The sequence below is a fragment of the Sphingomonas sp. LT1P40 genome (assembly GCF_036663835.1).
Classification (GTDB): Bacteria; Pseudomonadota; Alphaproteobacteria; order Sphingomonadales; family Sphingomonadaceae; genus Sphingomonas.
On record NZ_JAXOJT010000001.1, the window covers coordinates 1,498,601 to 1,523,119 of the forward strand.

Annotated in this window: 28 protein-coding genes and 2 tRNA genes; 13 read left to right on the top strand and 17 right to left on the bottom strand. The window is 64.8% G+C overall.

Annotation, left to right across the window (positions count from 1 at the left end; translation table 11 throughout):
* Positions 1-287: 287 nt before the first annotated feature.
* From U1702_RS07390 to U1702_RS07405, 4 genes are read right to left on the bottom strand one after another with little or no spacing between them, the layout of a single operon-like run.
* Positions 288-1,178, bottom strand: coding sequence for an alpha/beta fold hydrolase (locus U1702_RS07390; RefSeq protein WP_332723378.1), 891 nt, complete (start codon positions 1,176-1,178; stop codon positions 288-290).
* A gap of 27 nt (positions 1,179-1,205) precedes the next feature.
* Positions 1,206-1,637: a hypothetical protein gene (locus tag U1702_RS07395; protein WP_332723379.1), complete on the bottom strand. Its 432-nt coding sequence runs from the start codon at positions 1,635-1,637 to the stop codon at positions 1,206-1,208.
* Positions 1,634-2,092: a YybH family protein gene (locus tag U1702_RS07400; protein ID WP_332723380.1), complete on the bottom strand. Its 459-nt coding sequence runs from the start codon at positions 2,090-2,092 to the stop codon at positions 1,634-1,636. The genes U1702_RS07395 and U1702_RS07400 overlap by 4 nt, the downstream gene beginning before the upstream one ends.
* Complete coding sequence (locus tag U1702_RS07405) at positions 2,089-4,071, bottom strand: putative bifunctional diguanylate cyclase/phosphodiesterase (protein WP_332723381.1); 1,983 nt, start codon at positions 4,069-4,071, stop codon at positions 2,089-2,091. Before U1702_RS07405 ends, U1702_RS07400 begins: the two co-directional genes overlap by 4 nt.
* Before the next feature lie 60 nt (positions 4,072-4,131).
* On the opposite strand from U1702_RS07405, the gene moaA reads away from it, so the two are divergent.
* From moaA to U1702_RS07430, 5 genes are all read left to right on the top strand, one after another.
* The gene (gene moaA, locus U1702_RS07410) at positions 4,132-5,130 is read left to right on the top strand and encodes a GTP 3',8-cyclase MoaA (RefSeq protein ID WP_332723382.1); all 999 of its coding nucleotides are present in this window, start codon (positions 4,132-4,134) and stop codon (positions 5,128-5,130) included.
* The gene (locus U1702_RS07415) at positions 5,127-5,900 is read left to right on the top strand and encodes an NAD kinase (protein ID WP_332723383.1); all 774 of its coding nucleotides are present in this window, start codon (positions 5,127-5,129) and stop codon (positions 5,898-5,900) included. The genes moaA and U1702_RS07415 overlap by 4 nt, the downstream gene beginning before the upstream one ends.
* Positions 5,901-5,981: 81 nt before the next feature.
* Positions 5,982-6,056: transfer RNA gene (locus U1702_RS07420), tRNA-Asn, on the top strand.
* Positions 6,057-6,084: 28 nt separating this feature from the next.
* Positions 6,085-8,007, top strand: coding sequence for an asparagine synthetase B family protein (locus tag U1702_RS07425; protein ID WP_332723384.1), 1,923 nt, complete (start codon positions 6,085-6,087; stop codon positions 8,005-8,007).
* A gap of 101 nt (positions 8,008-8,108) precedes the next feature.
* Positions 8,109-8,693 carry a CC0125/CC1285 family lipoprotein gene (locus tag U1702_RS07430; RefSeq protein ID WP_332723385.1) on the top strand — a complete coding sequence of 195 codons (585 nt, stop codon included), beginning with the start codon at positions 8,109-8,111 and terminating at the stop codon, positions 8,691-8,693.
* A gap of 165 nt (positions 8,694-8,858) precedes the next feature.
* Here U1702_RS07430 and secA read toward each other — a convergent pair whose 3' ends face one another.
* The 6 genes from secA to folE form a co-directional block, all read right to left on the bottom strand.
* Positions 8,859-11,594, bottom strand: coding sequence for a preprotein translocase subunit SecA (secA, locus tag U1702_RS07435; protein ID WP_332723386.1), 2,736 nt, complete (start codon positions 11,592-11,594; stop codon positions 8,859-8,861).
* A gap of 105 nt (positions 11,595-11,699) precedes the next feature.
* Positions 11,700-11,966: a hypothetical protein gene (locus tag U1702_RS07440; protein ID WP_332723387.1), complete on the bottom strand. Its 267-nt coding sequence runs from the start codon at positions 11,964-11,966 to the stop codon at positions 11,700-11,702.
* A 109-nt stretch (positions 11,967-12,075) separates the two neighbouring features.
* Positions 12,076-12,609, bottom strand: coding sequence for an energy transducer TonB (locus tag U1702_RS07445; RefSeq protein WP_332723388.1), 534 nt, complete (start codon positions 12,607-12,609; stop codon positions 12,076-12,078).
* Positions 12,610-12,969: a dihydroneopterin aldolase gene (locus tag U1702_RS07450; RefSeq protein ID WP_332723389.1), complete on the bottom strand. Its 360-nt coding sequence runs from the start codon at positions 12,967-12,969 to the stop codon at positions 12,610-12,612.
* Complete coding sequence (locus tag U1702_RS07455; RefSeq protein ID WP_332723390.1) at positions 12,962-13,711, bottom strand: SDR family oxidoreductase; 750 nt, start codon at positions 13,709-13,711, stop codon at positions 12,962-12,964. The genes U1702_RS07450 and U1702_RS07455 overlap by 8 nt, the downstream gene beginning before the upstream one ends.
* Positions 13,711-14,346: a GTP cyclohydrolase I FolE gene (gene folE / locus U1702_RS07460; protein ID WP_332723391.1), complete on the bottom strand. Its 636-nt coding sequence runs from the start codon at positions 14,344-14,346 to the stop codon at positions 13,711-13,713. The genes U1702_RS07455 and folE overlap by 1 nt, the downstream gene beginning before the upstream one ends.
* A gap of 224 nt (positions 14,347-14,570) precedes the next feature.
* Between folE and U1702_RS07465 the strand changes: the two genes are divergently transcribed.
* The 4 genes from U1702_RS07465 to U1702_RS07480 all read left to right on the top strand — a co-directional run bounded on the left by U1702_RS07465 (position 14,571) and on the right by U1702_RS07480 (position 18,866).
* The gene (locus tag U1702_RS07465; RefSeq protein ID WP_332723392.1) at positions 14,571-17,111 is read left to right on the top strand and encodes a TonB-dependent receptor; all 2,541 of its coding nucleotides are present in this window, start codon (positions 14,571-14,573) and stop codon (positions 17,109-17,111) included.
* A 92-nt stretch (positions 17,112-17,203) separates the two neighbouring features.
* The gene (locus U1702_RS07470) at positions 17,204-17,410 is read left to right on the top strand and encodes a hypervirulence associated TUDOR domain-containing protein (protein ID WP_332723393.1); all 207 of its coding nucleotides are present in this window, start codon (positions 17,204-17,206) and stop codon (positions 17,408-17,410) included.
* A gap of 39 nt (positions 17,411-17,449) precedes the next feature.
* Positions 17,450-17,719, top strand: a complete 270-nt coding sequence (locus tag U1702_RS07475) for an SWIB/MDM2 domain-containing protein (protein ID WP_332723394.1) — start codon at positions 17,450-17,452, stop codon at positions 17,717-17,719.
* 130 nt (positions 17,720-17,849) lie between these two features.
* Positions 17,850-18,866 carry a sensor histidine kinase gene (locus U1702_RS07480; protein ID WP_332723395.1) on the top strand — a complete coding sequence of 339 codons (1,017 nt, stop codon included), beginning with the start codon at positions 17,850-17,852 and terminating at the stop codon, positions 18,864-18,866.
* Positions 18,867-18,887: 21 nt separating this feature from the next.
* Here U1702_RS07480 and U1702_RS07485 read toward each other — a convergent pair.
* The 5 genes from U1702_RS07485 to U1702_RS07505 all read right to left on the bottom strand — a co-directional run bounded on the left by U1702_RS07485 (position 18,888) and on the right by U1702_RS07505 (position 21,516).
* Positions 18,888-18,964: transfer RNA gene (locus U1702_RS07485), tRNA-Arg, on the bottom strand.
* A gap of 200 nt (positions 18,965-19,164) precedes the next feature.
* A complete protein-coding gene (locus tag U1702_RS07490) occupies positions 19,165-19,602 on the bottom strand; it encodes a DUF1178 family protein (RefSeq protein ID WP_332723396.1) in 438 nt (145 codons plus the stop codon).
* Entirely contained in the window at positions 19,599-20,423 is an 825-nt protein-coding gene (locus U1702_RS07495; RefSeq protein WP_332723397.1) for a carbon-nitrogen hydrolase family protein, read from the bottom strand. Before U1702_RS07495 ends, U1702_RS07490 begins: the two co-directional genes overlap by 4 nt.
* Positions 20,420-20,677: a glutaredoxin 3 gene (grxC, locus tag U1702_RS07500; RefSeq protein ID WP_332723398.1), complete on the bottom strand. Its 258-nt coding sequence runs from the start codon at positions 20,675-20,677 to the stop codon at positions 20,420-20,422. The genes U1702_RS07495 and grxC overlap by 4 nt, the downstream gene beginning before the upstream one ends.
* Positions 20,678-20,712: 35 nt before the next feature.
* Complete coding sequence (locus tag U1702_RS07505; protein ID WP_332723399.1) at positions 20,713-21,516, bottom strand: ComF family protein; 804 nt, start codon at positions 21,514-21,516, stop codon at positions 20,713-20,715.
* Between U1702_RS07505 and U1702_RS07510 the strand changes: the two genes are divergently transcribed.
* Complete coding sequence (locus U1702_RS07510) at positions 21,476-22,312, top strand: methyltransferase domain-containing protein (RefSeq protein WP_332723400.1); 837 nt, start codon at positions 21,476-21,478, stop codon at positions 22,310-22,312. The genes U1702_RS07505 and U1702_RS07510 overlap by 41 nt on opposite strands.
* On the opposite strand, the gene U1702_RS07515 is transcribed toward U1702_RS07510, so the two are convergent.
* Positions 22,309-22,731 (bottom strand): (deoxy)nucleoside triphosphate pyrophosphohydrolase, encoded by a 423-nt coding sequence (locus U1702_RS07515; protein WP_332723401.1) that lies wholly within the window; start codon positions 22,729-22,731, stop codon positions 22,309-22,311. The genes U1702_RS07510 and U1702_RS07515 overlap by 4 nt on opposite strands.
* 61 nt (positions 22,732-22,792) lie before the next feature.
* Between U1702_RS07515 and U1702_RS07520 the strand changes: the two genes are divergently transcribed.
* From U1702_RS07520 to U1702_RS07530, 3 genes are all read left to right on the top strand, one after another.
* Positions 22,793-22,975 (top strand): Flp family type IVb pilin, encoded by a 183-nt coding sequence (locus U1702_RS07520; protein WP_332723402.1) that lies wholly within the window; start codon positions 22,793-22,795, stop codon positions 22,973-22,975.
* A gap of 128 nt (positions 22,976-23,103) precedes the next feature.
* Positions 23,104-23,271, top strand: a complete 168-nt coding sequence (locus U1702_RS07525; RefSeq protein ID WP_066665303.1) for a Flp family type IVb pilin — start codon at positions 23,104-23,106, stop codon at positions 23,269-23,271.
* Positions 23,272-23,350: 79 nt separating this feature from the next.
* On the top strand, positions 23,351-23,521 hold the full coding sequence (locus U1702_RS07530) for a Flp family type IVb pilin (protein WP_332723403.1): 171 nt from the start codon (positions 23,351-23,353) through the stop codon (positions 23,519-23,521).
* Positions 23,522-23,564: 43 nt separating this feature from the next.
* Here the strand turns inward: U1702_RS07530 and U1702_RS07535 are convergent, their stop codons facing one another.
* A complete protein-coding gene (locus U1702_RS07535; protein ID WP_332723404.1) occupies positions 23,565-24,512 on the bottom strand; it encodes an acetyl-CoA carboxylase carboxyltransferase subunit alpha in 948 nt (315 codons plus the stop codon).
* Between the last annotated feature and the right edge of the window lie 7 nt (positions 24,513-24,519).

A 24,519-nucleotide genomic window follows, 5' to 3' on the forward strand; every position in this document is an offset into this window, starting at 1 on the left:
CTTCGACGGCGCTGTTATCTAGCCATCGCAAATCGAGGCGGCAGACTCGGTTCCCGATGAAAATGCGATCAGCGAAACGCGGGAACTTGCCCGGAGCAACCACATACACAAAAGACAAAGGGCCAACTGTCGCCCCGCCTCCTAAATCTACGACGTGGACTGCCTCTCTATGAGCGTCCGGTGACTTTATTCTCGCCAGTATCCGCGATTCTCCCGGTTCTGGATCGCAACTTGACAGCAATGATGCACTGACGAGGCAATATACCAAGGCGCCCACGCTGCGCACGTCACCCCGCCAGAAACGTCTTCACGTCCGCCTGAAACACCGGGGCGTTGTCCCACATGATGAAGTGCGCCGAGTCGGGGACGCGCTTCAGCTTTGCGCCCTTCAGATTGGCGTAGGATGCGGTGTAGAAACCATCCATCTGCGCATCGGTTACGGGCGCGCCCTTTGGCGTGACGTAGAGGATCATGGTCGGCGCGGCGATCTTTGCCAGTTCGGGGCGCAGGTCGGTGACGATCAGTTCACGATAGGAGCGGGCCGATACGTCGCGGTCCGATTTCATCGCATCGTCCAATGCACCGCCCCGCATCGCCTCGGTCGCCACCATGCTGGTGATCGTGCCGGTGAGCTGCTTTTCATACGCCTCCGGTGCGGCCGACTTCATGCCGGTCATGATCTGGTCGGCGATCGGCTTCAGCGTTTCCGGCGTCGCCTGCGGTCCGCCGAACATCGCGCCCATGAAGGGCAGCATGTCGACGATCATCAGCTTCGAAACGCTGGCCGGGTGGCGCGCGGCGAGCATCATGCCCATCGATCCGCCCATCGAATGGCCGATCACCGCGACCGGGCCGAGTTTCTTCTCGGCGATGTAGCGGGCGATTTCCTCGGCAACGGGCGCGGCGACGTCGCCCGCATTGTTGCCGCCTGCGGGGACACCAGCGAAGCCTGACACCTGAACCTTGTGATAGCGATAGCCGGGGACCGCCGCGATCATCTCTTTCCACACGCGTGGCGATGAGGACAGGCCGGGGATCAGGATGACGTCCTTGCCCTTCCCCTCCACCGTGACGCTGATCCGCGTCGAGGCGAACTCCTTTGCTGCGGCAGGCACGGGCAGCAAGGCCGCCGCCATCAGCATCGTGAACAGTGCGAACAGGCCACGCCGGTGAATCATTGATTTCCCTCCCAATTTCAGCGGAAACTATCGGGACGTGATAGGCTCGTCCATCACGATCACGATATCCTCGTCGACCGCAGCTTCCTCTTCCAATTCCTCGGCGCGGAAGGCTTCGCGGTTCATCACGAAGCTGCCGTGATAGCCGGAGAAATGCCATTCGCCGGTGACTTCGGTGCCATCGTCGCTGACCGTGCCCGCATAGGTCACCGAATGCGCCAGCGCGCCGGCCGGGTCATACTGCTTGGTGAAGCGCAGCCGGGCGGCGTTGCGGTCGCCATCGACAAAGGCGCGGCGGACATCTTCGAGACCCGTGGTGTCGGGTTCGGTGATGGTGCCGGTTACCGCACTGCCCGATTCTTCCAGATTGGCGATGAAGCTGTTCTCTTCGACCTCCATCGAAGCTGCGAAATAGCGGCCGTACCACACGCCGCTCATGTCGCGCGGGTCGCCGGTCAAGAGCTGTGATCCGCGATGATCTTCCAGCCTTTCGCCTCGCGCCGGAACAGCAGCGACGTCATGCCGGTCATTGCCGTGCCGCCCGCTGCCGGGGTGAGCGTCCAACGTGCGATCAGGTGAGCGTGAGTCTTGCCGATCAGCTGGAAATCCTCGAACTGAAAGGTCAGCGCGGTGCGTTTGGGGCGGTCGCCGGGGCCGAACTGGTCGACATATTTGGCGGCATAGCGTGCGCGGATCGGGGCGAGGCCGCGTTCGATGCCCTTGGCGCCGGTGAAGCTGGTACCCGGATCGTCGGCATAGACGGCGAGGAAGGCGTCGAGATTGCCGGCGTTCCAGCCCTCCGCGCTGTCCTCCATCGCCGCCTGAATCTGAATGCGCGGATCGGGGCGGTCCTTCGCCACGGCCGACAGCGCAGAGAACATCAGCAGCAGCAGCATCGCCAGCCAGCGCATCATCCGCGTGTCTCCATCAATTCGGCCAGCGCCGCGACGGCCAGCGGTTCGGCGCAGAGGAAGCCCTGATAATATTGGCACCCCTCCTTGGCGAGCAATTCCAGTTGCTCTTCGGTCTCGACCCCTTCGGCGATGACGGTCAGGCCAAGCGAGCGCGCCATGTCGATGACACCGCGCACGACGACTCGATCGCGGGGCGACCCGGCAATGTCCTGAGTCAGCTTGCGGTCGATCTTGAGGTAATCGAGCGGGAGTGCCTTGAGGTAAGCGAGGCTGGAATAGCCGGTGCCGAAATCGTCGATCGCCACGCGGCACCCGGCAGTGCGCAGTTCGGCAAGGAGGCGAGCAGCTTCGCTCAAATCGCCGATCAGACCACCCTCGGTGATTTCCACGGTCAGCCTTCCGCGCGGGAAGCCGCTGGCATCGACCCAGTCGAGGAACAGGTCGGCGAACCCGATGCGTGCGACGTCCGCCGAGGTGACGTTGATCGACAGCCGTAAGTCACTTAGCGATGCGGGCCAGCGCGCGGCCTGTGCCAGCGCCAGCCGCTGGACATGTTCGGACAGCGCAAGTTCCAGACCGGCACGCTCGGCGGCGGCGAACAGCGGTTCCGCGCCGACCTCGCCTCGCTCGGGATGCTGCCACCGCGCCAGCGCCTCGACCCCGGCGATCTCGCCGGTGGAAACCGCGACCTGCGGCTGAAAGCGCAGGTCGATCTCACCCGCATCCATCGCGCGGCGCAGATCGACCGCCAGCGCATCGACCGATAGCTGCGAGCTCGGCCCGCCATCGCCCGCCAGTGCCTCGCTCGCGTGCTTCAATAGCGTCGCAACGCTGTCGCCCGGTTCCGATGTCACCACCGCGACGCGCGCGCCCATCGGTGCAATCGCGTCGCCAATCACGAAGGGGCGCGCCAGTACATTCTCGACGCGCGCCGCCGCATGCGCCAGCGCCGCTGCCTCGGCATCGTCCGCCGCAACCAGAAACTCAGCACCACCCATTCGCGCGACGATGGCGCGCCGCCCGCCGACCTCACGCGCCACCTCAGTCAGGCGCGCCGAGGCCGAACGCAGCACGGCGTCGCCGGCATCGCGGCCATAGGCGGTGTTGACGACATCGAAGCGATTGAGCGCGGCGAGCACGACCGTCACCGGCCGCCGATCCGCCAAGCGCCGCTCGATCCAGCGCCGCGCGCCAGCGGCGTCGCGGACTTTGGTCAAGGCATCGCGCACCGCCGCACTGGCATCGACCTGTCCCAGCCGTTCGATCAGGCCGTGGATGCGCCCGGTGCGGTCGTCGCGCTGGAGGTGTTCGACGACCCGGCCGGCGCCGGTCAGTTCATGCGCGAACGCCGTCGCCTGAAGCCCCTGTCGCAACCGCGCCAGTGCCGACCGCAGCGCACCGCGATCGGTGGCTTCAACGCGGCGCAGCAAAGTCCGCACCGATGGCTGTTCGGACAACCCCAGCATCGCCGCCAGCGCAGGCGTCACCTGCATCGAATCGAGCGCTGGGTCATAACGCCAGCCCAGTGGCTCGGCGGCGGCGGGCTGCACCGCGCCGTCCCCGCCTACGCGACGTGCATGACGCGCGGCGAAGCGCAGGGCTTGCACGAACTCCGCTTCCCGCATCGGGCTGGCGAGGAACTGGGTGGCGCCGGCATCGTAGAATTCGCCGAGCCGCGCTGCATCGCCACGCGACACCAGCACCATCAGCGCCCCGCCATTGGCACCCACCGCCCCGGCCAGCGCGCGCACCGCCGCCAGCCCTTCATCGACCGCGCCGCGTGCGTCGACCACGGCGACCGCTGCGCCGCTGGCGAGCAAGCGCCGCTCCGCACCGTCCGCGCGTCGCGCGGCGACGACGCGCCATCCGGCCTTGGCCGCCAGCGCCGCCAGTTCGTCGCGCTGCCGAAAGGACAGCAGGAACAGCGGTCGGTCGCGCCCCGTTACAGGTGGTGCAGTCAGGGGCGCGGGTTCGGTCATCTGCATCCTTCCTAACCCAAGGGTTGCTGCGAAGCCATGAACGGCTTAGCTCCGGTTACGATGGTCGCAACACCCGCCCTGATCGATCGGCACGGCCGCACGATCCGTTACCTGCGGGTTTCGGTCACCGATCGCTGCGACCTGCGCTGTCGTTATTGCATGGCGGAGAAGATGATTTTTCTGCCGCGCAGCGAGTTGCTGGCGCTGGAGGAGATCGCGTTGATTGCCGAGCGCTTTGTCGCGCGTGGGGTTAGCAAGATCCGGCTGACCGGCGGCGAGCCGCTGGTGCGGCGCGATGCGATCGATCTGGTGCGGCGGCTGGGGCGCAGCGTGGGGCATGGTCTGGACGAGCTCACCATGACGACCAATGCGACGCGGTTGACCCAATATGCGGACATGCTGGCCGATGCCGGGGTGCGGCGGATCAATGTAAGCCTGGACAGCCGAAATCCTGAGACGTTCCGCCATATCACGCGCCATGGCGATGTTACCGAGGTTCTGGCGGGGATCGACGCGGCGCTCGCCGCCGGGATTGCGGTGAAGATCAACATGGTGGCGCTCAAAGGGCTGAACGACGGCGAAATTCCGGACATGCTGGCCTGGGCCGGTGCGCAGCGCATGGATCTGACGTTGATCGAGACGATGCCGCTGGGAGTGATCGACGAGGATCGCGCCGACCGGTTCGTGCCGCTGACGGCGGTGATGGACGATCTGTCGGCGCGGTTCACGCTGACGCCGGATTCGCACAATAGCGGGGGTCCGGCGCGGTATTGGCGCGTGGCGGAGACCGGCGCGCGCCTGGGGCTGATCTCGCCGCTGACCGGCAATTTCTGTGCGACGTGCAATCGCGTGCGGCTGACGACCGAGGGCAAGCTTTACACCTGTCTGGGGCATGAGGATCAGGTCGATCTGAAAGCTGCGATCCGTGAAGGCGGGCTGGACGCCGTCGATGCGGCGATCGACGCCGCGCTGGCGACCAAGCCCGAGCGACATGATTTCGACGTTACGCGTGGTGTCGCGCCCGCCGTGGGCCGCCATATGAGCGTTACCGGCGGATGAGCAATCTGCGCCGGGCGCTCGTCGCCTCCCCCACCAACCCGGCGGAAACCGCCGCGCATGAGCTGTTGGCGGCGCACGACTGGGCAGAGCCGGAGGATGCCGATCTGCTCGTCGCGCTGGGCGGGGACGGGTTCATGTTGCAGACGCTGCACACGATGCTCGAGCGGCACCGGACGATCCCGGTGTTTGGCATGAATTTGGGAACCGTCGGCTTTCTGATGAACGAGTGGCGGCCCGACGGGCTGGAGGAACGGCTGAAGCGTGCCAAGTCGTTCAAGGTCAGCCCGCTGGTGATGACCGCGACGACGGTGGAGGGCGAGACGCATGTCCTGCCCGCGATCAACGAAGTGTCGTTGCTGCGCGAAACGCGGCAGACGGCGAAGCTGGAGGTGACGGTCAATGATCGGATCGTGCTGGACGAGCTGGTGTGCGACGGCATCCTGATCGCCACGCCCGCCGGATCGACGGCCTATAATCTGTCGGCGCATGGGCCGATATTGCCGCTGGGATCGCAAATGCTGGCGTTGACCCCAATCAGCCCGTTTCGTCCGCGCCGCTGGCGTGGTGCGATATTGCCGGAAAAGACCCGGATCACGCTGAAGGTGCTCGATCCCGCCAAGCGCCCGGTCAGCGCGGTCGCGGACCAGCGCGAAGTGCGCGACGTCGCGCAAGTGGACGTGGTGATCGACCATAACCGTGACCTGACGCTGTTGTTCGATCCCGAACACGCGCTCGACGACCGCATCACGATGGAGCAGTTTGTCGCGTGAAGGGGGTGGGCCGCGAACAATCCCCCTTTACCCGCTTGCAATGCCGGAAACCCCTTCGTATAGGCGCGCCCTCGCTGGTGTTCCTCGATAGCTCAGCGGTAGAGCTCCCGACTGTTAATCGGATGGTCGTAGGTTCGAATCCTACTCGGGGAGCCAGCGAGATTTTCCCTTTATTGGGGTCCGGATGAGCGCGATTTGCGGCGTCTGGCAGCGTGACGGACAGCCCGACGCGCGCGCCGTCGTGGCGCGGATGCAGCGGGCGCTGATGCCCTATGGCATCGACCGCGAAGGGGCATGGGATGGGGGCGAGATCGCGCTCGGTGCCCGCCTCACCCGCCGCTTGCCCGAAGACCGTCACGATAGGCAGCCGTTGAGCGGTGCGAGCGGGCGTTATGCGATGGTCGCCGACCTGCGGCTCGACAATCGTCCCGAACTCGCCGAATCGCTGGGGATCGCCGCTGAACGGTTGAAGTCGATGGCAGACAGCGATGTGGCGCTGGCGGCGTGGGAGCGCTGGGGCAGCGAGGCGATTCCCCGGCTGGTGGGCGATTTTGCAATTGTGGTGTGGGACCGCGATGCGCGTGTGCTGCACCTGGCGCGCGATCCCGCCGGGTTTCGGCCGATCTTCTTTCACGGCACGCGCGACCGCTTCGCCTTTGCGACGATGGGCAAAGGGTTGCACGCGCTGCCCGACGTGCCGATCGCGGCGGATCCCGGGACGGCACAGCGCTTTCTCGCCGTCGCACCTTTGCCGAAAGGGCGCAGCTTCTTCGCCGGGATCGAGCGGGTGGGGCAAGGCGAGCACGTCACGGTTCGCGCCGACGGGTCGCTGGTTCGCCGCGACTGGTATGACTGGGCCGCAGGGCGCGAGACGCGGTTTGCGCGGCCGGACGACTATGCCGAGGCAATGCGCGAATTGTTCGACCGGGCGGTGCGTGACCGGCTGCGCGCGACGACGCCGGTCGCCACGCATCTGAGCGGTGGGCTCGACAGCGGCGCGGTGACGGCATCCGCCGCGATGCAGAGCGACGCGCTGACATCCTATACCCATGTCCCCCTGCCCGGCGTGACGCTGGACGCGCCGGAGGGTCGCAACCCGAATGAATGGGCGCTCGCAGCCGCTTTGGCCGCGCGTTACCCGAACATCAGTCACCGAGCGATCGATGCCGCCGAGCGCGAGATTGGCGACGACCTCGACGCGCATTTCCTGTCGCACGAGATTCCGGCGTTGAACCTGTGCAACCTGGTCTGGGTCAACGCGATCAACCGCGCGGCGCGGGCGGACGGTGCGGGCGTGCTGCTGGGCGGGTTCATGGGCAATATGACGGTCAGCCATGCCGGTGAAGGCGTGTTGCACGGTATGCTGGCGCGGGGTGCGATGGGCGATTGGGTCGGCGAGGTCGGCGCGCTGGTCCGCAACCGGCAGCGCAGCCTGCGCGGTGCGCTGGTCGAGAGTGGTAGCCCGTTTCTGCCCGACACCCTCGTCGCCGCGCTGCGCCGCATGTTGGGGCGCTACCAGCCACGCCTTGAGGATTATTCGGCGGTTCGGCCCGATCCGGCGCTGCTCGACGTGCTGGCGGCGGATGGGCATCGCACCGATCCCGGCATCGCCACTGCGCGCGCCGCATCGATCCGGCGCGTGATGACGTCGCACGATACGATGGGGGTGATGGTTAAGGGCGACCTTGCCCGGTTCGGGATCGAGCCGCGCGACCCGACATCGGACCGCCGCCTGCTCGATTTCTGCCTCTCGATCCCGGATTCGCTGTTTCTGCGCGAGGGACAGCCGCGCTGGATCTTTCACCGCGCGTTCGGGACACGCTTTCCGCCGGAGACGCTGGCGGCGCGGGCAAAGGGGCTTCAGGGGGCCGATTGGCCATATCGCCTGCGGCAGGCCGCACCGGCCATCGCCAGCGAACTGCAACGTGCGCATGCCAGTCCAGCTGCGGACAGCCTGATCGACTTGCCCGGACTGGAAGATCTTGCCGCGACGCCGCCACAAGATACTGAAATCAGCCGTGAAACGACGCTCAGGTGGCGCACCAAGCTGTTGCGCGGCGTATCGGTCGCGCATTTTCTGCGCAAGATCGAGGGCGGGAACGCGTGATGAACGGCCGCTGTTCAGCCAAGGGACATTTGCTACGGCTAGAACGTTACAGTCTGATTCCGGCACGAGTCGCCGCAAATCATATGCTTAGGAGGAATATCATGCGCATCAGCCAGCCCCGCCGGTCGCGGGTCGCGGCGGTTGCCTTCGCCCTGGCGTCGGCCTCCGTGCTCGCGTCCTGTGCCACGCCAACAGCCTATCAGCCCGCCGCCGGTATCGGCATGTCCCGCACAGGTTACTGGGACGAACAAATCGAAGCGGATCGCTTTCGCGTCACCTTCGCGGGCAACAGCCTCACTTCGCGTGAGACGGTCGAGCGTTACCTGTTGTTCCGTGCCGCGCAGCTGACGGTGGAGCGCGGATTCGATTATTTCATCCTGTCCGACCGGGATACCGAGAAGAAAACCCGCACCTATGTCGACCGCCCGTTCAGCGCGGGCGCATGGGGTGGATGGGGTCCATCGTGGCGCTATTACCGCCCGCGTTACGGCTGGCGCGGCTGGAGCCCGTTTTATGGCGACCCGTTCTGGGATAACGATATCGATGTTCGCACGGTCGATCGTTACGAAGCGAGCGCCGAGTTGGTCGTCGGTCGTGGCCGCAAGCCGGACAATGTTCGCGCATTTACGGCGCGCGAGGTGATCCAGAATCTGGGGCCGTCGATCGTGGCGCCGACACCGCGCTGATCGGTTTGGCATCGTAAAGAAAGGCCGCCCGGAGCGATCCGGGCGGCCTTTTTTTATAGCCGTCGCCCCAGCGAAAGCTGGGGTCTCAAGCCGCACACGAAACGCTTGTGGCACAAGGTCCCAGCGTTGGCTTGCGCCGCCCTTCGGGTCGCTGGGGCGACGACGTCACAGCGCCCCGTGGCAATGCTTGTATTTGCGGCCCGACCCGCATGGGCATGGCGCATTGCGGCTGACCTGACCCGCCCATTGCGAGGGATCGTCGCCGAACTCCTCGCCGCTGGGACGCGGTATCTGCATCGGGGGAAGTTCATTCGAGATCAGCCCCGCCGACCCGGCATCCCAGTCGGCGCTGTTGTCGTATCCGGTCAGCGGATCGATATGCGTCGTCAGGAAATCGGGCAATTCGGGCAGTTCGGGCTGCTGATAGCCGAATTCGGCCCAGGCGATGGTGCGGGTCACATCCTCACGGATGCTGGCCAGCATGCGCTCGAACATGGCAAACGCTTCCTGCTTATACTCGTTGATCGGCGTTTTCTGCGCATAGGCGCGCAGGTGAACGACCTGACGCAGCGCATCGAGCATCGCCAGATGCTCTTTCCAGTGGTGGTCGAGATTCTGGAGCAGGATCGACTTCTCAATCTGCATCCAGGTTTCGGGATCCAGTTCGTCGGACTTGCCGGTCACTTTCGCATCGGCGAGCTCGCGCACGCGATTCTCGACGTCCTCGGGCTCGATGCCGTCCTGTTCGGCGACCCACTGCTCGATCGGCACCGCGATGCCCAGCGTCTGCTCGGCGCGTTCCTTCAGCCCAGCGATATCCCATTGCTCGGGATAGGTCTCGGGCGGGCATGAGCGGCCGACGATGTCGTTGACCGTCTCGGCGCGCATATCCTCGACCACGTCGCCGACGGTGTCGGCATCCATGATGTCGGCGCGCTGTTCGTACACGACCTTGCGCTGGTCGTTCATCACGTCATCATACTCGACGACCTGCTTGCGGATGTCGTAGTTGCGCGCTTCGACCTTTTTCTGCGCCGTCTCGATCGCCTTGCTCAGCCATTTCGATCCGATCGCCTCGCCATCGGCGATGTTGTTGCGCATCATCTTGGCGAACAGCGTATCGGGGCCGAAGATGCGCAGCAGATCGTCGTCGAGGCTGAGGTAGAAGCGCGACAGGCCGGGATCGCCCTGACGGCCCGAACGGCCGCGCAGCTGGTTGTCGATGCGGCGGCTTTCGTGCCGTTCAGTGCCCAGCACGAACAGGCCGCCCGCTTCCAGCACCTTGGCCTTTTCGGCGGCGACTTCGGCCTTGATCTGCGCCTCGGCGGCTTCGCGCTCCGGCCCCTCGGGCATGTCGCGCAATTCGTCATTGGTGCGGAATTCGACGTTGCCGCCCAGCTGAATGTCAGTGCCGCGACCGGCCATGTTGGTGGCGATCGTCACCGCGCCCAGCCGCCCGGCCTGCGCCACGATATGCGCCTCATTCTCGTGCTGGCGCGCGTTCAGGACCGAATGGTCGACGCCTTCCTTGGTGAGGTAATCCGACAGCAGCTCGGACTTCTCGATCGACACCGTGCCGACCAATACCGGCTGTCCCTTCAGCGCATGTTCCTTGATCGTGCGCGCGATGGCGATAAACTTGTCTTGCTGAGTCTTGTAGAATTCGTCGTCCTGATCGATCCGCTTGACGTCGACATTGGTCGGGATGGTGACGACGTTGATCTTGTAGATGTCGAAGAATTCCGGTGCCTCGGTCGCCGCCGTGCCGGTCATGCCCGCAAGCTTTGGATACATGCGGAAGTAATTCTGGAAGGTGACGCTGGCGAGCGTCTGGTTTTCCGGCTCGATCGTCACGCCTTCCTTTGCCTCGACCGCCTGGTGCAGGCCGTCCGACCAGCGGCGGCCGTCCATCATGCGCCCGGTGAACTCGTCGATGATGACGACCTTCTCGTCCTTGACGATATAGTCGATGTCGCGCTTGCGCATGACGTTGGCCTGCAGCGCCTGATTGAGGTGATGGACGACCTGGGTGTTCTCGAAGTCGTAGAGATTGTCGCCCTGAAGCAGTCCCGCCGCCTCCAGCATCCGCTCGACGGTTTCGGTGCCATCCTCGGTCAGGATGACGCTCTTCTGCTTCTCGTCCTTTTCGTAGGTGCCCTCGTCGAGCTGCTTCACGATCGCGTCGACCTGCAGGTACAGTTCGGACTTGTCGTCGGTCGGGCCGGAGATGATGAGCGGGGTGCGCGCTTCGTCGATCAGCACGGAATCGACTTCATCGACGATCGCCATGGCGAAGGGACGCTGCACCATCGATGCGCGGTCATATTTCATGTTGTCGCGCAGATAGTCGAAGCCGAATTCGTTGTTGGTGCCATAGGTGATGTCGGCGCCATAGGCTTCGCGGCGCTGATGATCGGCCAGGTTCGGCACGATCACGCCGACGCTGAGGCCCAGGAACTTGTAGATCTGGCCCATCCATTCGGCATCGCGGCGGGCAAGGTAATCGTTGACGGTGATGACGTGGACGCCCTTGCCCGGGAGCGCGTTGAGGTAGGTGGCGAGCGTGGCGACCAGCGTCTTGCCCTCACCCGTGCGCATTTCGGCGATCTCGCCGCGATGGAGGACGATGCCGCCGATCATCTGCACGTCGAAATGGCGCATGCCGAGCACGCGGACCGATGCCTCACGCACCGTGGCGAACGCTTCGGGCAGGATCGAATCGATCTTCTCGCCACCGTCGAGCCGTTCCCGGAACTTGACGGTTTGTCCGGCGAGCTCTTCATCACTCAGCGCCTGAAGGGCTGGCTCGAAGGCGTTGATCTTGTTGACGATCGCCCCGAGGCTTTTGACGTACCGGTCGTTGGACGAGCCGAAGAATGTTTTGGCCAAACCGCCGAACATGATGGTTTCCAGTCGTATGAAATTGTGAGGCATGCGCCCGCATCACGGGCGCAAATGATTTGAATGCGAAAGGCATGCCGCCCGCGTCGGGGCTGCATGGGGCGGCTATTCCAGCCGGCGTTCGCTCGTCAGCCGTGCGGGGCGACCCGCAGGTGCGTCATGGATCGCAAAAGACGGTGCCGGACGCGCGTCATTGCCGGAGACCGGGATCGCCGCAGCGACCATCGCCACCGCGACAGCGGTTTCCGCAACCGATTCGGCGGCACGGGTGATCGCGGCGCCATTCTGCTGAGGAACCACGCGCACGCCGTCCCCGGTGATGACACCGGTCAGGCCCGCCAGAAGCGCGGAAAGGAACAGCAGTAATTGCACGTAGCGCCCTGTAACGACCCCGAATTGCCCGCCGCTGAACGGCAAGCAGGCCGGACATAGGGGTGGAGTCGCGTTCCTCCAACCCCAAAAGCTCATTCGCGTGCGTCTCTCATTCCTGGATCTGCCAGCGAAAGCGCAGCCGCGAGGTTTGATCGATCGCCCGCCCCTGTGCATCGACCGCCGGACTGTAGAGCGCGCGTTCGGTAATCAGCGCACAGGTCGTGCGGTCGAGCAGCGGCGAGCCGGAACTGTGCGCGATCCTGCAGTCGGCGACCCGCCCGTTGCGCTTTATGGTGAACTCGACGCCGACGGAACCCTGTTCCCCGTTGCGAAGCGCGGCGGGGGGATAGTCGTCATTCGTCACCCATGATGCCGGACTGACGATCGCCTGAGCGCGATCCCCGGCCGGTTCGGTTGCGGGGGCCGACAACGGCATGTTTCTTTCCGCCGCTCGTTCGACGTCCTGACGCTGCGGGATCGTCTTTGGCAGTTGCTGGTCCAATTGTTCAGTCTGAACGATCAGAAAAATGCCGGCACCCGCGACGGCGACGGCCAGCGCGATCAGGACCAATACAGGCGAACCGCCGCCGGGGCGCACCGGTGCGCCGGGTCCGCGGTCGGGAAGTCGCTCGTCGAGGCGCATCTACCCGTCCCGGCTCCGCGTTACTTCGCACCCGACGCGCGCATCCGGATAAACGTCGAGTTTCATCGAGCGAACCTTTACCGTGCGGACGCGCGGATCGGCGGACAGGGCCAGACTCGCGACATCCTCGCACAGCGTCTCCTGCAACTCGATATGCCGCGCTGCCGCCAGTTTCAGGATGCCGGTGCGCAGATAATCGTAATCGACCACCGCATCGATTCGGTCGTCCGGTGCCGTGTCATAGCCGCAGGTCAGCCATACGCTGACCGATACGCGCTGCGGCGCGGCGCGTTCATGGTCGTGGATGCCGAGGCCGATTTCGATCTCCAGCCCCTCCAGCAGAATGGTGTATTCAACCATCGGGGCGTGTCCGCGTGTCGAACATCACGTCGCCGTCGCGCTTGACGAAACGCTGGCCGCAATCGACGAAGATATTCTGCCCGGTGATGCTGCGTGCGGTGAGCAGATGCTCGACGGTACGCGCGATGTCGACCAGATCGACGCGGCGTTCGAGCAGGTTCGCCGAGCCGACTGCCGCGAACTCGGCTTCGCTCTGATCGAGGCTGGGGAGCGAGATGCCCGGCGACACGGCGTTCACGCGGATGCGCGGGGCGAGTGCCATCGCCAGCAGCGTCGTCGCCTCCGCTAGCGCGGCCTTGCTGAGGGTGTAGGTCAGGAAATCGGGGTTGGGGTTGGCGAGCTTCTGGTCGAGAAGATTGACGATCACCCCCTCCCCCAGCCCGGTCTGCGCCGCCAGTGCGGAGGCGAGGATCAGCGGCGCGCCGAGATTGACATGCATGTGCCGGTCGAGCGCGGCGTAATCGGCGATCGGCAGCGCGTCCCATGCGAACAGCGAGGCGTTGTTGACCAGCCCCTCGACCGGCGCGCCCAGCGCGGTTGCCGCCGCCCGGATCAGCCCGCGCGCTTCGGCGGGATCGGCAAGATCAGCGGTGACCAGCCTTACGTCCAGTTCCGCCGCCAGCGCCTCCGCCTCGTCATGCGAATCATGGTGATGCACCGCGACTCGGTGCCCGGCACCGACCAGATGCCGCACGATCGCCGCCCCGATCCGCCGCGCGCCGCCGGTTACCAATATCCGCATCAATAGCCCATCAGCTTCAGCACTTCCTGCCGGCTGCGTTCATCGTCGCGGAATACGCCCATCATGCGGCTGGTGACCATGCCGACGCCGGGGGTGCGCACCCCGCGCGCGGTCATGCAGGCATGGCTGGCATCGATCACGACGGCCACTCCGGCTGGCTTCAGATTGTCCCAGATGCAGTCGGCGACCTGCGCGGTCAGCCGTTCCTGCACCTGCAGCCGTCGCGCATAGGCGTGGAGCACGCGCGCGAGCTTCGAAATGCCGACAACGCGGTTCTGCGGCAGATACGCGATCGACGCCTTGCCGATGATCGGCGCCATGTGATGTTCGCAGTGCGACTGAAATGGAATGTCCTTCAGCAGCACGATATCGTCATAGCCACCGACTTCCTCGAACACGCGGCTCAGATGGTGGGCCGGGTCCTCGCCATAGCCCTGGCAATATTCCTTCCACGCGCGCGCGACGCGCTTGGGCGTGTCCAGCAGCCCTTCCCGACTCGGATCGTCGCCGGCCCAGCGCAGGATCGTGCGCACCGCGTCGGCGACGTCATCGGGCACCTCGATCTTTGGCGGGGACGCGACGACGTCACCATCCTCTGGGCCGTCATCGGGTTCTTCGTGATCGTTACAGCTCATAGGCGAACGGCCTTATCCTTGTCGTTGACGCTACGGCAAGCGTGCTCACCCTGTTGCCGTTGGGCAACAAGTGTTGCCGAACGGGAAATATCCAGCATTTCTGCGGGATTCCTAGCATCATTTGACGTTGACGTAAGGTTTGCAGCGGCGGTAGCTTCCGCGACAACATATCACACAGGCGATCCGGCACCAGATCGGCGCGCCGCCCAGAGAGGAGGCCCTTCATGCGGAAGTTCCAGCTATTCACTGTGTCCGCCATCGCCCTGATGGCCGCTGCCCCTGCCTTTGCGCAGGAAACCACCCAGTCCGACCCCGCCGCCGCCGAAACGGCGCCCACCGATGAAGGCGAAGTCGTCATCTCGGCGCAGGGTCGTACCCAGATCGCCCAGGACGTGCCGCTCGCGGTGTCCGTGGTCGATGCCGGGCTGATCGAAAAGGCCGGCATCAGCGACGTGCGCGGCCTGCGCCAGCTGACCCCCAGCCTTCAGACCACGACCGGCCAGTCGGCGGCGACCGGCGTCGTCATCTCGATCCGCGGTATCGGCACCGCCGGCGACAATCCCGGCTTCGAGCCCGCCGTCGGCGTGTTCATCGACGGCGTGTTCCGCGCGCGCGCCGGTCTGGCACTGTCCGACCTGCCCGAGCTGGATCGCGTCGAAGTGCTGCGTGGCCCACAGGGCACGCTGTTCGGGCGCAACACGTCGGCCGGTGCGCTCAACATCCTGACCGCGCGCCCCAAATTCACGCTCGGCGGCTATGCCGAGGCATCCTATGGCAATTACAACGAGATCGAGCTGAAGGCAGGGGTTAACATCCCGCTGAGCGAAACGTTCGCGGCCCGTGTCGATGGCGGCTATCACAAGCGTGACGGCTATGTTCAGGACGTCAACGCCGACCGCCAGTTCAACAATCTCGACCGCTTCTTCGTGCGCGGTCAGGCCCTGTATGAGGGTGCCGATTTCTCGGTCCGCGTGATCGGCGACTACAGCGAAACCGACGAGCAATGCTGCATCGCGATCCACACTGCGGGCGGCGTCACTGGCCCTGCAATCCAGTTCCTTGCCGGACTGGCCGGAAACACCGGCATCATCACCCCGGCTGACCCGTCGAAGCGCCGCGCCGCCATTTCGCCCAACCGCGATCTGGGCGAGCGCGTGAAAGACTGGGGCGTGTCGGCCGAAATCAACTATTCGCTGGGCGATGTCAGCCTGACGTCGATCACCGCCTATCGCGATTGGAAGGCGCGGCGGAACCAGGACATCGACTTCTCCGGCCTCGACCGCGCCTATCGTGAGAATTATCAGACCGGCCTGCGCGATTTCACGCAGGAAATCCGCCTGCAGGGCACCGCGATGGAGGGCAAGCTCGACTGGCTGGTCGGCGGCTTCTATCTGAACGAAAAGCTGACGCTGAACGATCGCATTCGCATCGGCACGCAAGGCGGGCAGTATGTGGACGCGCTGCTCAGCGCCAACACGGCGACGTTGTCGCCGGCCGCGCCGTTCGGCTTCTCGCTGTTCGGGTCGCTGCCGAACCGGCCGTTCCTGGGTGCCGCACTGGCCAGCAACCCGGCGCTGGCACCTTTCTTCGCGGCAAACCCGGGTGCGATTCCCCAGTTCGGGCCAGGCGCATTCCTGCCCAGCCCGGTCGGTGCGGGTCAGGTCAACGACGCCTATGAGGTCGATACCCAGGCCTTCGCGCTGTTCACCCATAACATCATCAATTTCAGCGATCAGCTTTCGCTGACGCTGGGCGCGCGCTGGAACCGCGAGACCAAGGATTTCAGCGCGAATTTGAACGCCGTGAACCCCAGCTGCTCGGCGATCCTGCCGGGGGGCAGTTCCGCCGCATTCGGGCAGATCTTCGCTACGCAGACCGCACTGAACGGCATCCGCCTGCTGGTGTGCAACCCGACCGTCAACCCGCAGTTCAACGGCAGCTATAGCGACGAGCGGACCGAGAACGAGATCACCGGCACCGCCCGGCTCGCGTTCAAGGCGAACGAGGACATCCTGTTCTTCGGCGCCTATAGCCGCGGCTATAAATCGGGTGGCTACAACCTCGATCGCGGTGGCTTCGACTCGACCTTCTTCGGCGGCAACGGCGCACAGGTCAGCGATCTGGATTTCGGCAAGGAAACGGTTGACGCCTATGAAGTCGGGATCAAGACCAACTTCACCCGCGCATTCCAGCTGAACGTCACCGGTTTCTACCAGGATTTCGCCGGCTATCAGAATCTGCGGTTCGAAGGATCGAGCTTCGTCACGCGCCAGTATGACGAAGTGATCTCAAAGGGCGTCGAAATCGAAGCGATCGTTCGCCCGCACCGCGACCTGACGTTCAATCTCGGTTATACCCGCCTGAGCGCGGTGGTGAACGATCCGATCAATGCCCCGGCCGACGACGGCAAACAGCTGACCAACCAGCCGAAGAATGTCGTCACGAGCTCACTGACCTGGACCCCGCGCCTCAGCACCGATGTCGGCCTGTTGTTCCATGTCGATGCGCGCATGAACAGCGATGCCAACACGATCAACGATCCGGGCGGCATCCCGTTCACCACCAATGACGGCTATGTGATGGTCAACGCCCGCGTCGGGCTGGATTTCATGGACGGCAAGTTCGGGCTTGAAGCCTATGTCGAGAATTTGACCAACACCTATTACAACATCACCGCGTTCCCCGTGCCGGAGCAGACCGGTGCCTATGCGGTCTATCCGTCGACCCCGCGCTTTTATGGCGTGAAGGCGAAGGTGCGCTTCTAAACGGGGCCAGCCGGTCCCAATCGGCGACTAACGGGCGCGTCCGGGAAACCGGGCGCGCCCTTTGCGTTTATGCTTGTTCAAGGAGAATCGGCATGGCTCAAGCGTTCAAACCCGGTGTTCGCGTGTCCTGGAAATCGCATGGGCACACCGCAAAAGGCGAAGTTCTCCACAAACAAACGTCGGATATGGTCTTGAAAGGCCATCAAGTACGTGCATCGCGCGAAGAACCGCAGTACATCGTCAAGAGCGACAATGGTGGCAAGGCATCGCACAAGCCGTCGGCGCTGAACCGAATTTGAGCACGGCGACACTCGTCGGCTCGCAAAGGAGAAACAGGAATGGCGGAAACAAAGGCAGCAGGCGGCGCACGTGGCGGTATCGCAAAGCCGGTAACCCCCTCGCCCGAACTGGCAGAAATCGTTGGCAAGGCAGATCTGCCGCGCAGCGAAATCGTCAGCAAGATGTGGACCTATATCAAGGCCAACAACCTGCAGAACCCTGAAAACAAGCGCGAGATTCTGGCCGATGCCAAGCTCGAGCCGATCTTTGGCGCGAAGAAGGTGACGATGTTCGAGATGAACAAGCACATCGCCAAGCACGTCAAGTAATCCAAGGCCGGCACCTCGCCGGTCCGGACAGCGGAAAGCCCCCGAAGCCACTGGTTTCGGGGGCTTTCTTTTGCCATGAGCGGATTGGCGCTGCTGACGGTAGCGCACGCTTCGCCGGAAAGGGCATGAATTGAACCTCGGCGAACGCCCTTTTCTGGAACGGCTTCCGCTCGCGCCGCGGCATATATGGCTCGGCTATCTGGCCGCCGCATTGCTCTCCGCCCTGGCGCTGTGGATACGCTGGGCGCTCGATCCGGCATTTCCGCCAGGCTTCCCCTATCTCACCTTCTTTCCGGCAGTGGTGGTGTCATCCTTCCTGTTCGGGCGCGGGCCGGGCATCTTTGCGGCGATAATCTGTGGTCTGCTCGCCTGGTATTTCTTTATCCCGCCGTTCAGCAGTTTCACGCTGGGTCGCGGCACCTCCATCGCGCTGGCCTTTTATATCGGCGTCGTCGCAGTCGATCTGCTGCTGATCGACTGGATGCAAAAGGGCAATGTGCGGCTTCGCGCCGAGCGGGAGCGCAGCCGCGAACTCGCCGATCACACCAAATTGTTGTTCAACGAACTTCAGCACCGCGTGTCCAACAACCTTCAGATGGTAGGCGCGGTGCTCTCGCTTCAGCGCCGCACCGTCGAGGATGTTGTGGCGCGACAGGCGCTGACCGATGCGGCCGCCAAGCTCCAGACGATCGGTCGCATCCAGCGCCAGCTTTACGACACCAGCGGCGCGCCGCTCACGCTCGATCGCTTCCTGCCCGATCTCACCCGCGATCTGATCGATGCGAGCGGGCGGCCTGATATCGTCTGGCACGTCGACGCAGAACCCGGCATCCAGTTGCCCGCCGACGCAGCGATCCCGGTTGCACTCATCATGGCGGAGGCAATCGCCAACGCGGTCGAGCACGGCTTTGCGGAACGCGAGAACGGCAAGCTCGATATCCATGTCACCCGTGATGGCGCGATCCTCGAACTCAGCGTCACCGATGACGGCGCGGGTCCGCCACCCGGCTTCGATGCCGCGACCGCGACCAGCCTGGGTCTGCGCATCGCCCGCACCCTTGCCGCACAGCTGGGCGGCAGCTTTAGCCTGTCCCCCGCGATTACCGGTGGTGCGGTTTCGCGACTCCAGATGCCGCTCCGCGCGTAAGCAGCACAGGCACGTGAAAAATGGTGACCCCGGCGCGATTCGAACGCGCGGCCCTCAGATTAGGAATCTGATGCTCTATCCGGCTGAGCTACGGGACCACTTCCTGCTCCCATAACCGCGATTGGGGGACGCCGCCAACCCCCTCGATCTACGGCACTGGCCCGCTCCCGCTTTCCGGATGACGAAAATGTCCGGGGGACATTTTCGCCGGAGAGGCGGCCGCCCATCAAGATACACTGAAGTGGGGGCCGGGTGGGGGCAGCGGGCTGATGCCGCTTCAGCCAAGCTGAAATGACAATCAGTTGCGCTGCGCGGGCGGCACCACCGGCATCGGCAGCGGCGCGACCGCCACGCCCTCGTCGATCAGCGCCTTTGCCTCCTCGACCGTCGCCTGACCGTGGATCGGCGCAGCCGTCTCCTCGCCCAGATGCATCGCCCGCGCCTTGTCGGCAAAGGCGACGCCAACCCATTTCGAACCCTCCAGCATCTTCGCCTGCGCTTCGGCCAGCGCGGCCATCAGCATCTTCGGGTCTGGCTTTGCACCAGCCGGAGCGGAGGTGCCACGATTGCCCTTGGCCGACACATTGGGTGCCATCACCGCCTTCACGATACCGGTATCGCCGCACATCGGACAGGCGATCAGCAGCCGTTCGCGCTGGTCGGCATAGTCGGCGCTCGACCCGAACCACGCCTCGAACACATGGCCGGTGGGGCAGCGCAGGTCGAACACGATCACAGCGTTTCCACCGGCGGAATCGGGCGGCGATGATCGATCGCAGGGACGCGCCCGCGCACTTCGGCAATTTGCGCGGCGTCGATCTCGGCGAAACCCAGTCCGGCCCCCTCCCCCATGTCGAGCAGCACTTCGCCCCATGGATCGACGGCCAGGCTGTGGCCGTATGTGGCGCGCCCGTCGGCATGCTCGCCGGTCTGCGCCGCCGCGATGACATGCACCCCGGCCTCGATCGCGCGGGCACGCAGCAGGACGTGCCAATGCGCTGCACCGGTCGGGCGGGTAAACGCCGCCGGCACCGCCAGCAACGTCACCCCGGCATCGGTCAGCGCGCGAAACAGGTCGGGGAAGCGCAGATCATAGCAAATCGACAGCCCCAGTACGCCGAGCGGCGTCTCCACCGTCACCGCGCGGGTGCCCGGCGCATAGGCATCGGATTCACGCCAGCGTTCGCCCGTGGGCAGATCGACGTCGAACAGGTGAATCTTGTCGTAGCGCGCGCGGATGCCGCCGCTATCGTCGATCACGAAGCCGCGATTGACGAAGCGCTGCCCGTCATCCCCCTTGAGCGCCAGCGATCCCAGATGTACCCAGATGCCTTGCTTCGCGGCCGCTTCGCGCACCGCCGCCAGCACATGATCGTCGTCCTCCACCACGATGTGCGCCGATCCGCGCGCGCGGTTGCGGTCAAGCAGTCCCGACATTTCCGGGGTGAACAGCATCGCCGCGCTTGCCGAGGCGGCGCTTGCGACCGCTTCGGTCAAAACCCGGGCATTTTCGAGCGGATCGATCCCGCTCGTCATCTGAAGGATCGCGGCCTTCATCGGCCCAGCAAAGCGTCCAGCCTGCCATCGCGGTCCAGTGCGCCGAGATCGTCCGAGCCACCGATATGCTCGCCGTCGATGAAGATTTGCGGGACCGTCGAACGCCCATTGGCGCGCGTCAGCATCTCCTGGCGTTTCGGTCCGCCCATCGTGATGTCGAACTCTTCATAGTCCGCGCCCTTGCTGTCGAGCAGCGACTTGGCCCGCGCGCAATAGCCGCAGAACGCCTTGGTATAGATTTCGATCTTCGCCATGATGGTCCTTCAGGTGAGGGGCGCGCGGCCGCTTGTCAATCGACGCCGTCCCCGCCAATCACGCGCGTCCAGCACAGGATCGTGACCGTGGCGGCACCGGCGCGTTTGAGTATCCGGACACAGGCATCGGTCGTCGCGCCGCTGGTATAGACATCGTCGACCAGAACAACCGACTGTCCTTTGATCCGTTCCTTCGCATCGGGGGCCAGCGCGAATGCCCCGGCCACCGCTTTCGCCCGCCCGCGCGCGCCGAGCCCGCGCAGCACCGGCGTTGCCTTCACGCGGCGCAGGGATTCCAGATCGGCTGGAACCCCGCTCAACCGCGACAATTCGCGCGCGATCAGCGCCGCCTGGTTATAACCCCGCCCCCAGATGCGCCAGCGGTGCAGCGGCACCGGGATCAGCAGGTGCGCGCCATCGGGCATCAGCCGCGCCATCAGCCGCGCGGCGGTGGCGGCATGCGCGGTGCGCCCGCCATATTTGAGCCGGAGCACCATCGCCCGCGCCGCCGGGCCATAGGCGACCGCCGCACGTACCCCGTCATGCTTTGGCGGTGACGCCAGACATTCGCCGCACAGCGCATCCGGGCCGCGGTCGAATTCGAAGGGCAAGTTGCAGCCTGCGCACCATGGCGGCGCGATCATCGTCAGACCGGTCCAGCACGGGCCGCAGAAGCGGTGGTCGTCGTCCACCACCTCCCCGCACGCCGGACAGCGTGGCGGCAAGGCAAGCCCGACAAGATCGCGTATCCCCACAGCAACCTTGTCGCGCAGGGATGAAATCGCCACAAGCCACCGCGTGACCGCGCCCGAAATCTTCGACCGCCACCGCCGCCGCATCCGCCGCGACCGAGCCGCGCCGCGCTTCGGCGACACTGCGTTTATTCGGGAGTGGATGCTGGAGGGGATTTCCGAGCGACTGGGCGTGGTGCGGCGCGAGTTCACCGATGTGCTCGATCTGGGCTGTTTCGACGGTGCGTTCGTCACTCCGGCGGGTGCGCGCATCACTCGCATCGATGCGGGCGCGCGTTTTGCGGCGATGGCGGGCGGGCAGCAGGGTGATGAGGATCAGCCGCATTTTCCCGACGCCAGTTTCGACCTGATCGTGTCGGCAGGTGTGCTGGACAGCGTCAACGACCTGCCTGGCGCGCTGGCTCTCGCCCGCCGCGCGTTGCGGCCGGACGGGTTGTTTCTGGGCGCGTTTCTGGGCGGGGCGACGCTATCGACGCTGCGTTCGGTATTGCTGGGTGCCGAAGCCGATCGTGCGGTGGCGCGCGTCCACCCGCAGGTCGACGTGCGATCGGCGGGCGATTTGCTTGTGCGCGCAGGGTTCGCGCTGCCGGTCGCCGATGTCGAGACGCTGAACGTGCGCTATGCCAGCCTGTTCGACCTGATCCGCGACCTGCGCGGGATGGGCGCAACCAGCCTGTTGCCCGGTGCGCCGCCATTAACCCGCAGCACGCTCGCTCGCGCCGCCGCGCTGTTTGCCGAGCGTGCGGATGCGGAGGGCAGGACGTCGGAGCGCTTCGACGCGATCTTCGTCACTGGATGGGCACCCGACGATTCGCAGCCGAAACCGGCACGGCGCGGATCGGCCAGGGCATCGCTGGCGGATGCGCTGAAGCCCCGGCCCTAGAGCAAGGCCTCAAGCAGCCCGATCAGCGGTCTGTCTGCTGGCGGCATGTCAAGCCCGTGCAACTCCGCCGGTCGCACCCATTTGAGCGCGGTGGCATGGCGAGGCTCCGGCACGCCGCTCCATTGCCGCAGCGCATAAAGGAGCAGCAGCAAATGCCGCTCGCCCAGCGATTCGCTGGCGAAGGCTGTCGGGACCAATTGCCCCGCCTCGACCGCGATTCCGAGTTCCTCCTCCAGCTCGCGGCACAGGGCCGCCTCGGGCAGCTCGCCGGGATCGATCTTGCCGCCCGGGAACTCCCACAAACCCGCCATCGGTTTGCCCGGCGGGCGTTGCTGCACCAGCACGCGCCCGTCGCCGTCCACCAAGGCGGCGGCCACGACGATCAATATCTCCGAATCGGACTTTGGGTTGGTTCGCATCGACATTTCGTTAATCTTGTTTCCGTAGTTTCCGGTAATCGATCAGGAGAAGGGCGCGCCGATGCGACCGCTGAAGTCATTGCCGGCCCGCCTCCAACGTTGCCAGCGCGCCGCGACGGCTGTCGAATATGGCTTCATCCTCGCGCTGATCGTGCTGGTCATGATCGCCGCATTGCAGGAACTCGCGGGCGCCACGACCGGCATGTGGAGCAATGTCAGCACCAAGGTTCAGAACGCCCGCTGATTATTTGCATGTCCGTTCCCGTCTAAGTCCTTTGTTAACCTCCGCCCGGTATTTTCAACCTTGCTGAACACGGGCCTACCCCGGGGACAGCCGGGTAACTGAAGCTTGTGAACAGGATGGAGACCGGTATGAACACGATCCGTAAGATTTTTGGCAACAAAAAGGGCGCAACCGCAATCGAGTACGGCCTGATCGCCGCGCTGATCGCCGTTGCCGCCATTGCCGCGATGCAGGGCCTGGGCAACCAGCTCAAGACGACCTTCACCAACGTTTCGTCGAACATGAAGGCTTCGTAAGAACCCTTCGTTTACGAATAACAGAATTTGGGCGGCGAGCCATGTGCTCGTCGCCCCTTTTCTTACCTGGAGAGCGACGATGGTTAAGACTTTCTTCACCAGGCTGCGCGAGACCCGCGCTGCAACCGCGATCGAATATGGCCTCATCGCTGCCTTGATTGCGGTCGCCGCAATTGCTGCGATGCAGGGACTGGGCAACCAGATGAAAAAGACGTTCACGAATGTGTCGTCGAACATGAAAGCGTCGTAAGGCGCAATTATCGGGGGGCGGGTGACACCCCGCCCTTTGATGTTCAGATCCGGCCCATCGCCAGAAACTTTGCGCGACGGCTCTGCCGCAGCGACTCGGCGCTTTGTCCGTGCATCTCGGCCAGCGCGGATTCGATTGCATCGCCCAGTCCGTCTATCGCGGCTTCATGGTCGCGCTGTGCCCCGCCCAGCGGTTCCGGCACGATGGCGTCAATCACGCCCAACTCTTTCAGATGCTGCGCGGTCACCTTCATCGCCTCGGCGGCGTCGGCCGCCTTGTCGGCGGTGCGCCACAGGATTGACGCGCAGCCCTCGGGCGAAATCACCGAATAGACCGCGTGCTCCATCATCAGCACCCGGTTGCCCGCCGCCAGCGCGACCGCGCCGCCCGAGCCGCCCTCACCCAGGATCGACGCCACCATCGGCACACCCAGATTGACGCACGCCTCGGTCGAGCGGGCAATTGCTTCGGCCTGCCCGCGCTCCTCGGCCTCCATGCCGGGAAACGCGCCTGAGGTATCGACCAGGGTCAGCACGGGGATGCCGAATTTGTCGGCCAGCTGCACCAGCCGGATCGCCTTGCGATACCCCTCCGGCTTGCCCATGCCGAAATTGTGGCGCAGGCGGCTGGCGGTATCGTCGCCCTTTTCATGGCCGATCACCATCACGCGACGTCCACGAAAGCGGCCAAGGCCACCCTGAATCGCCTGATCGTCGGCAAAGGCGCGGTCGCCGCCGAGCGGCATGAAATCGTCGATCAGCCGTGCGGCATAATGTTTGAAATGCGGGCGCTCGGGGTGCCGTGCCACCTGAGTCTTTTGCCACGGCGTCAGGCGCGAATAGGCGTCCTTCAGAAACTTGTCGGATTTGGCCTGAAGCCGGGCGACCTCCGCCTCGATATTGACCTCACCGCCGGACGCGGTCTCACGCAGCTCGTCGATGCGGGCTTGAAGCTCGGCGATGGGCTTCTCGAAATCAAGGAACGTTGCCATTGCGGGC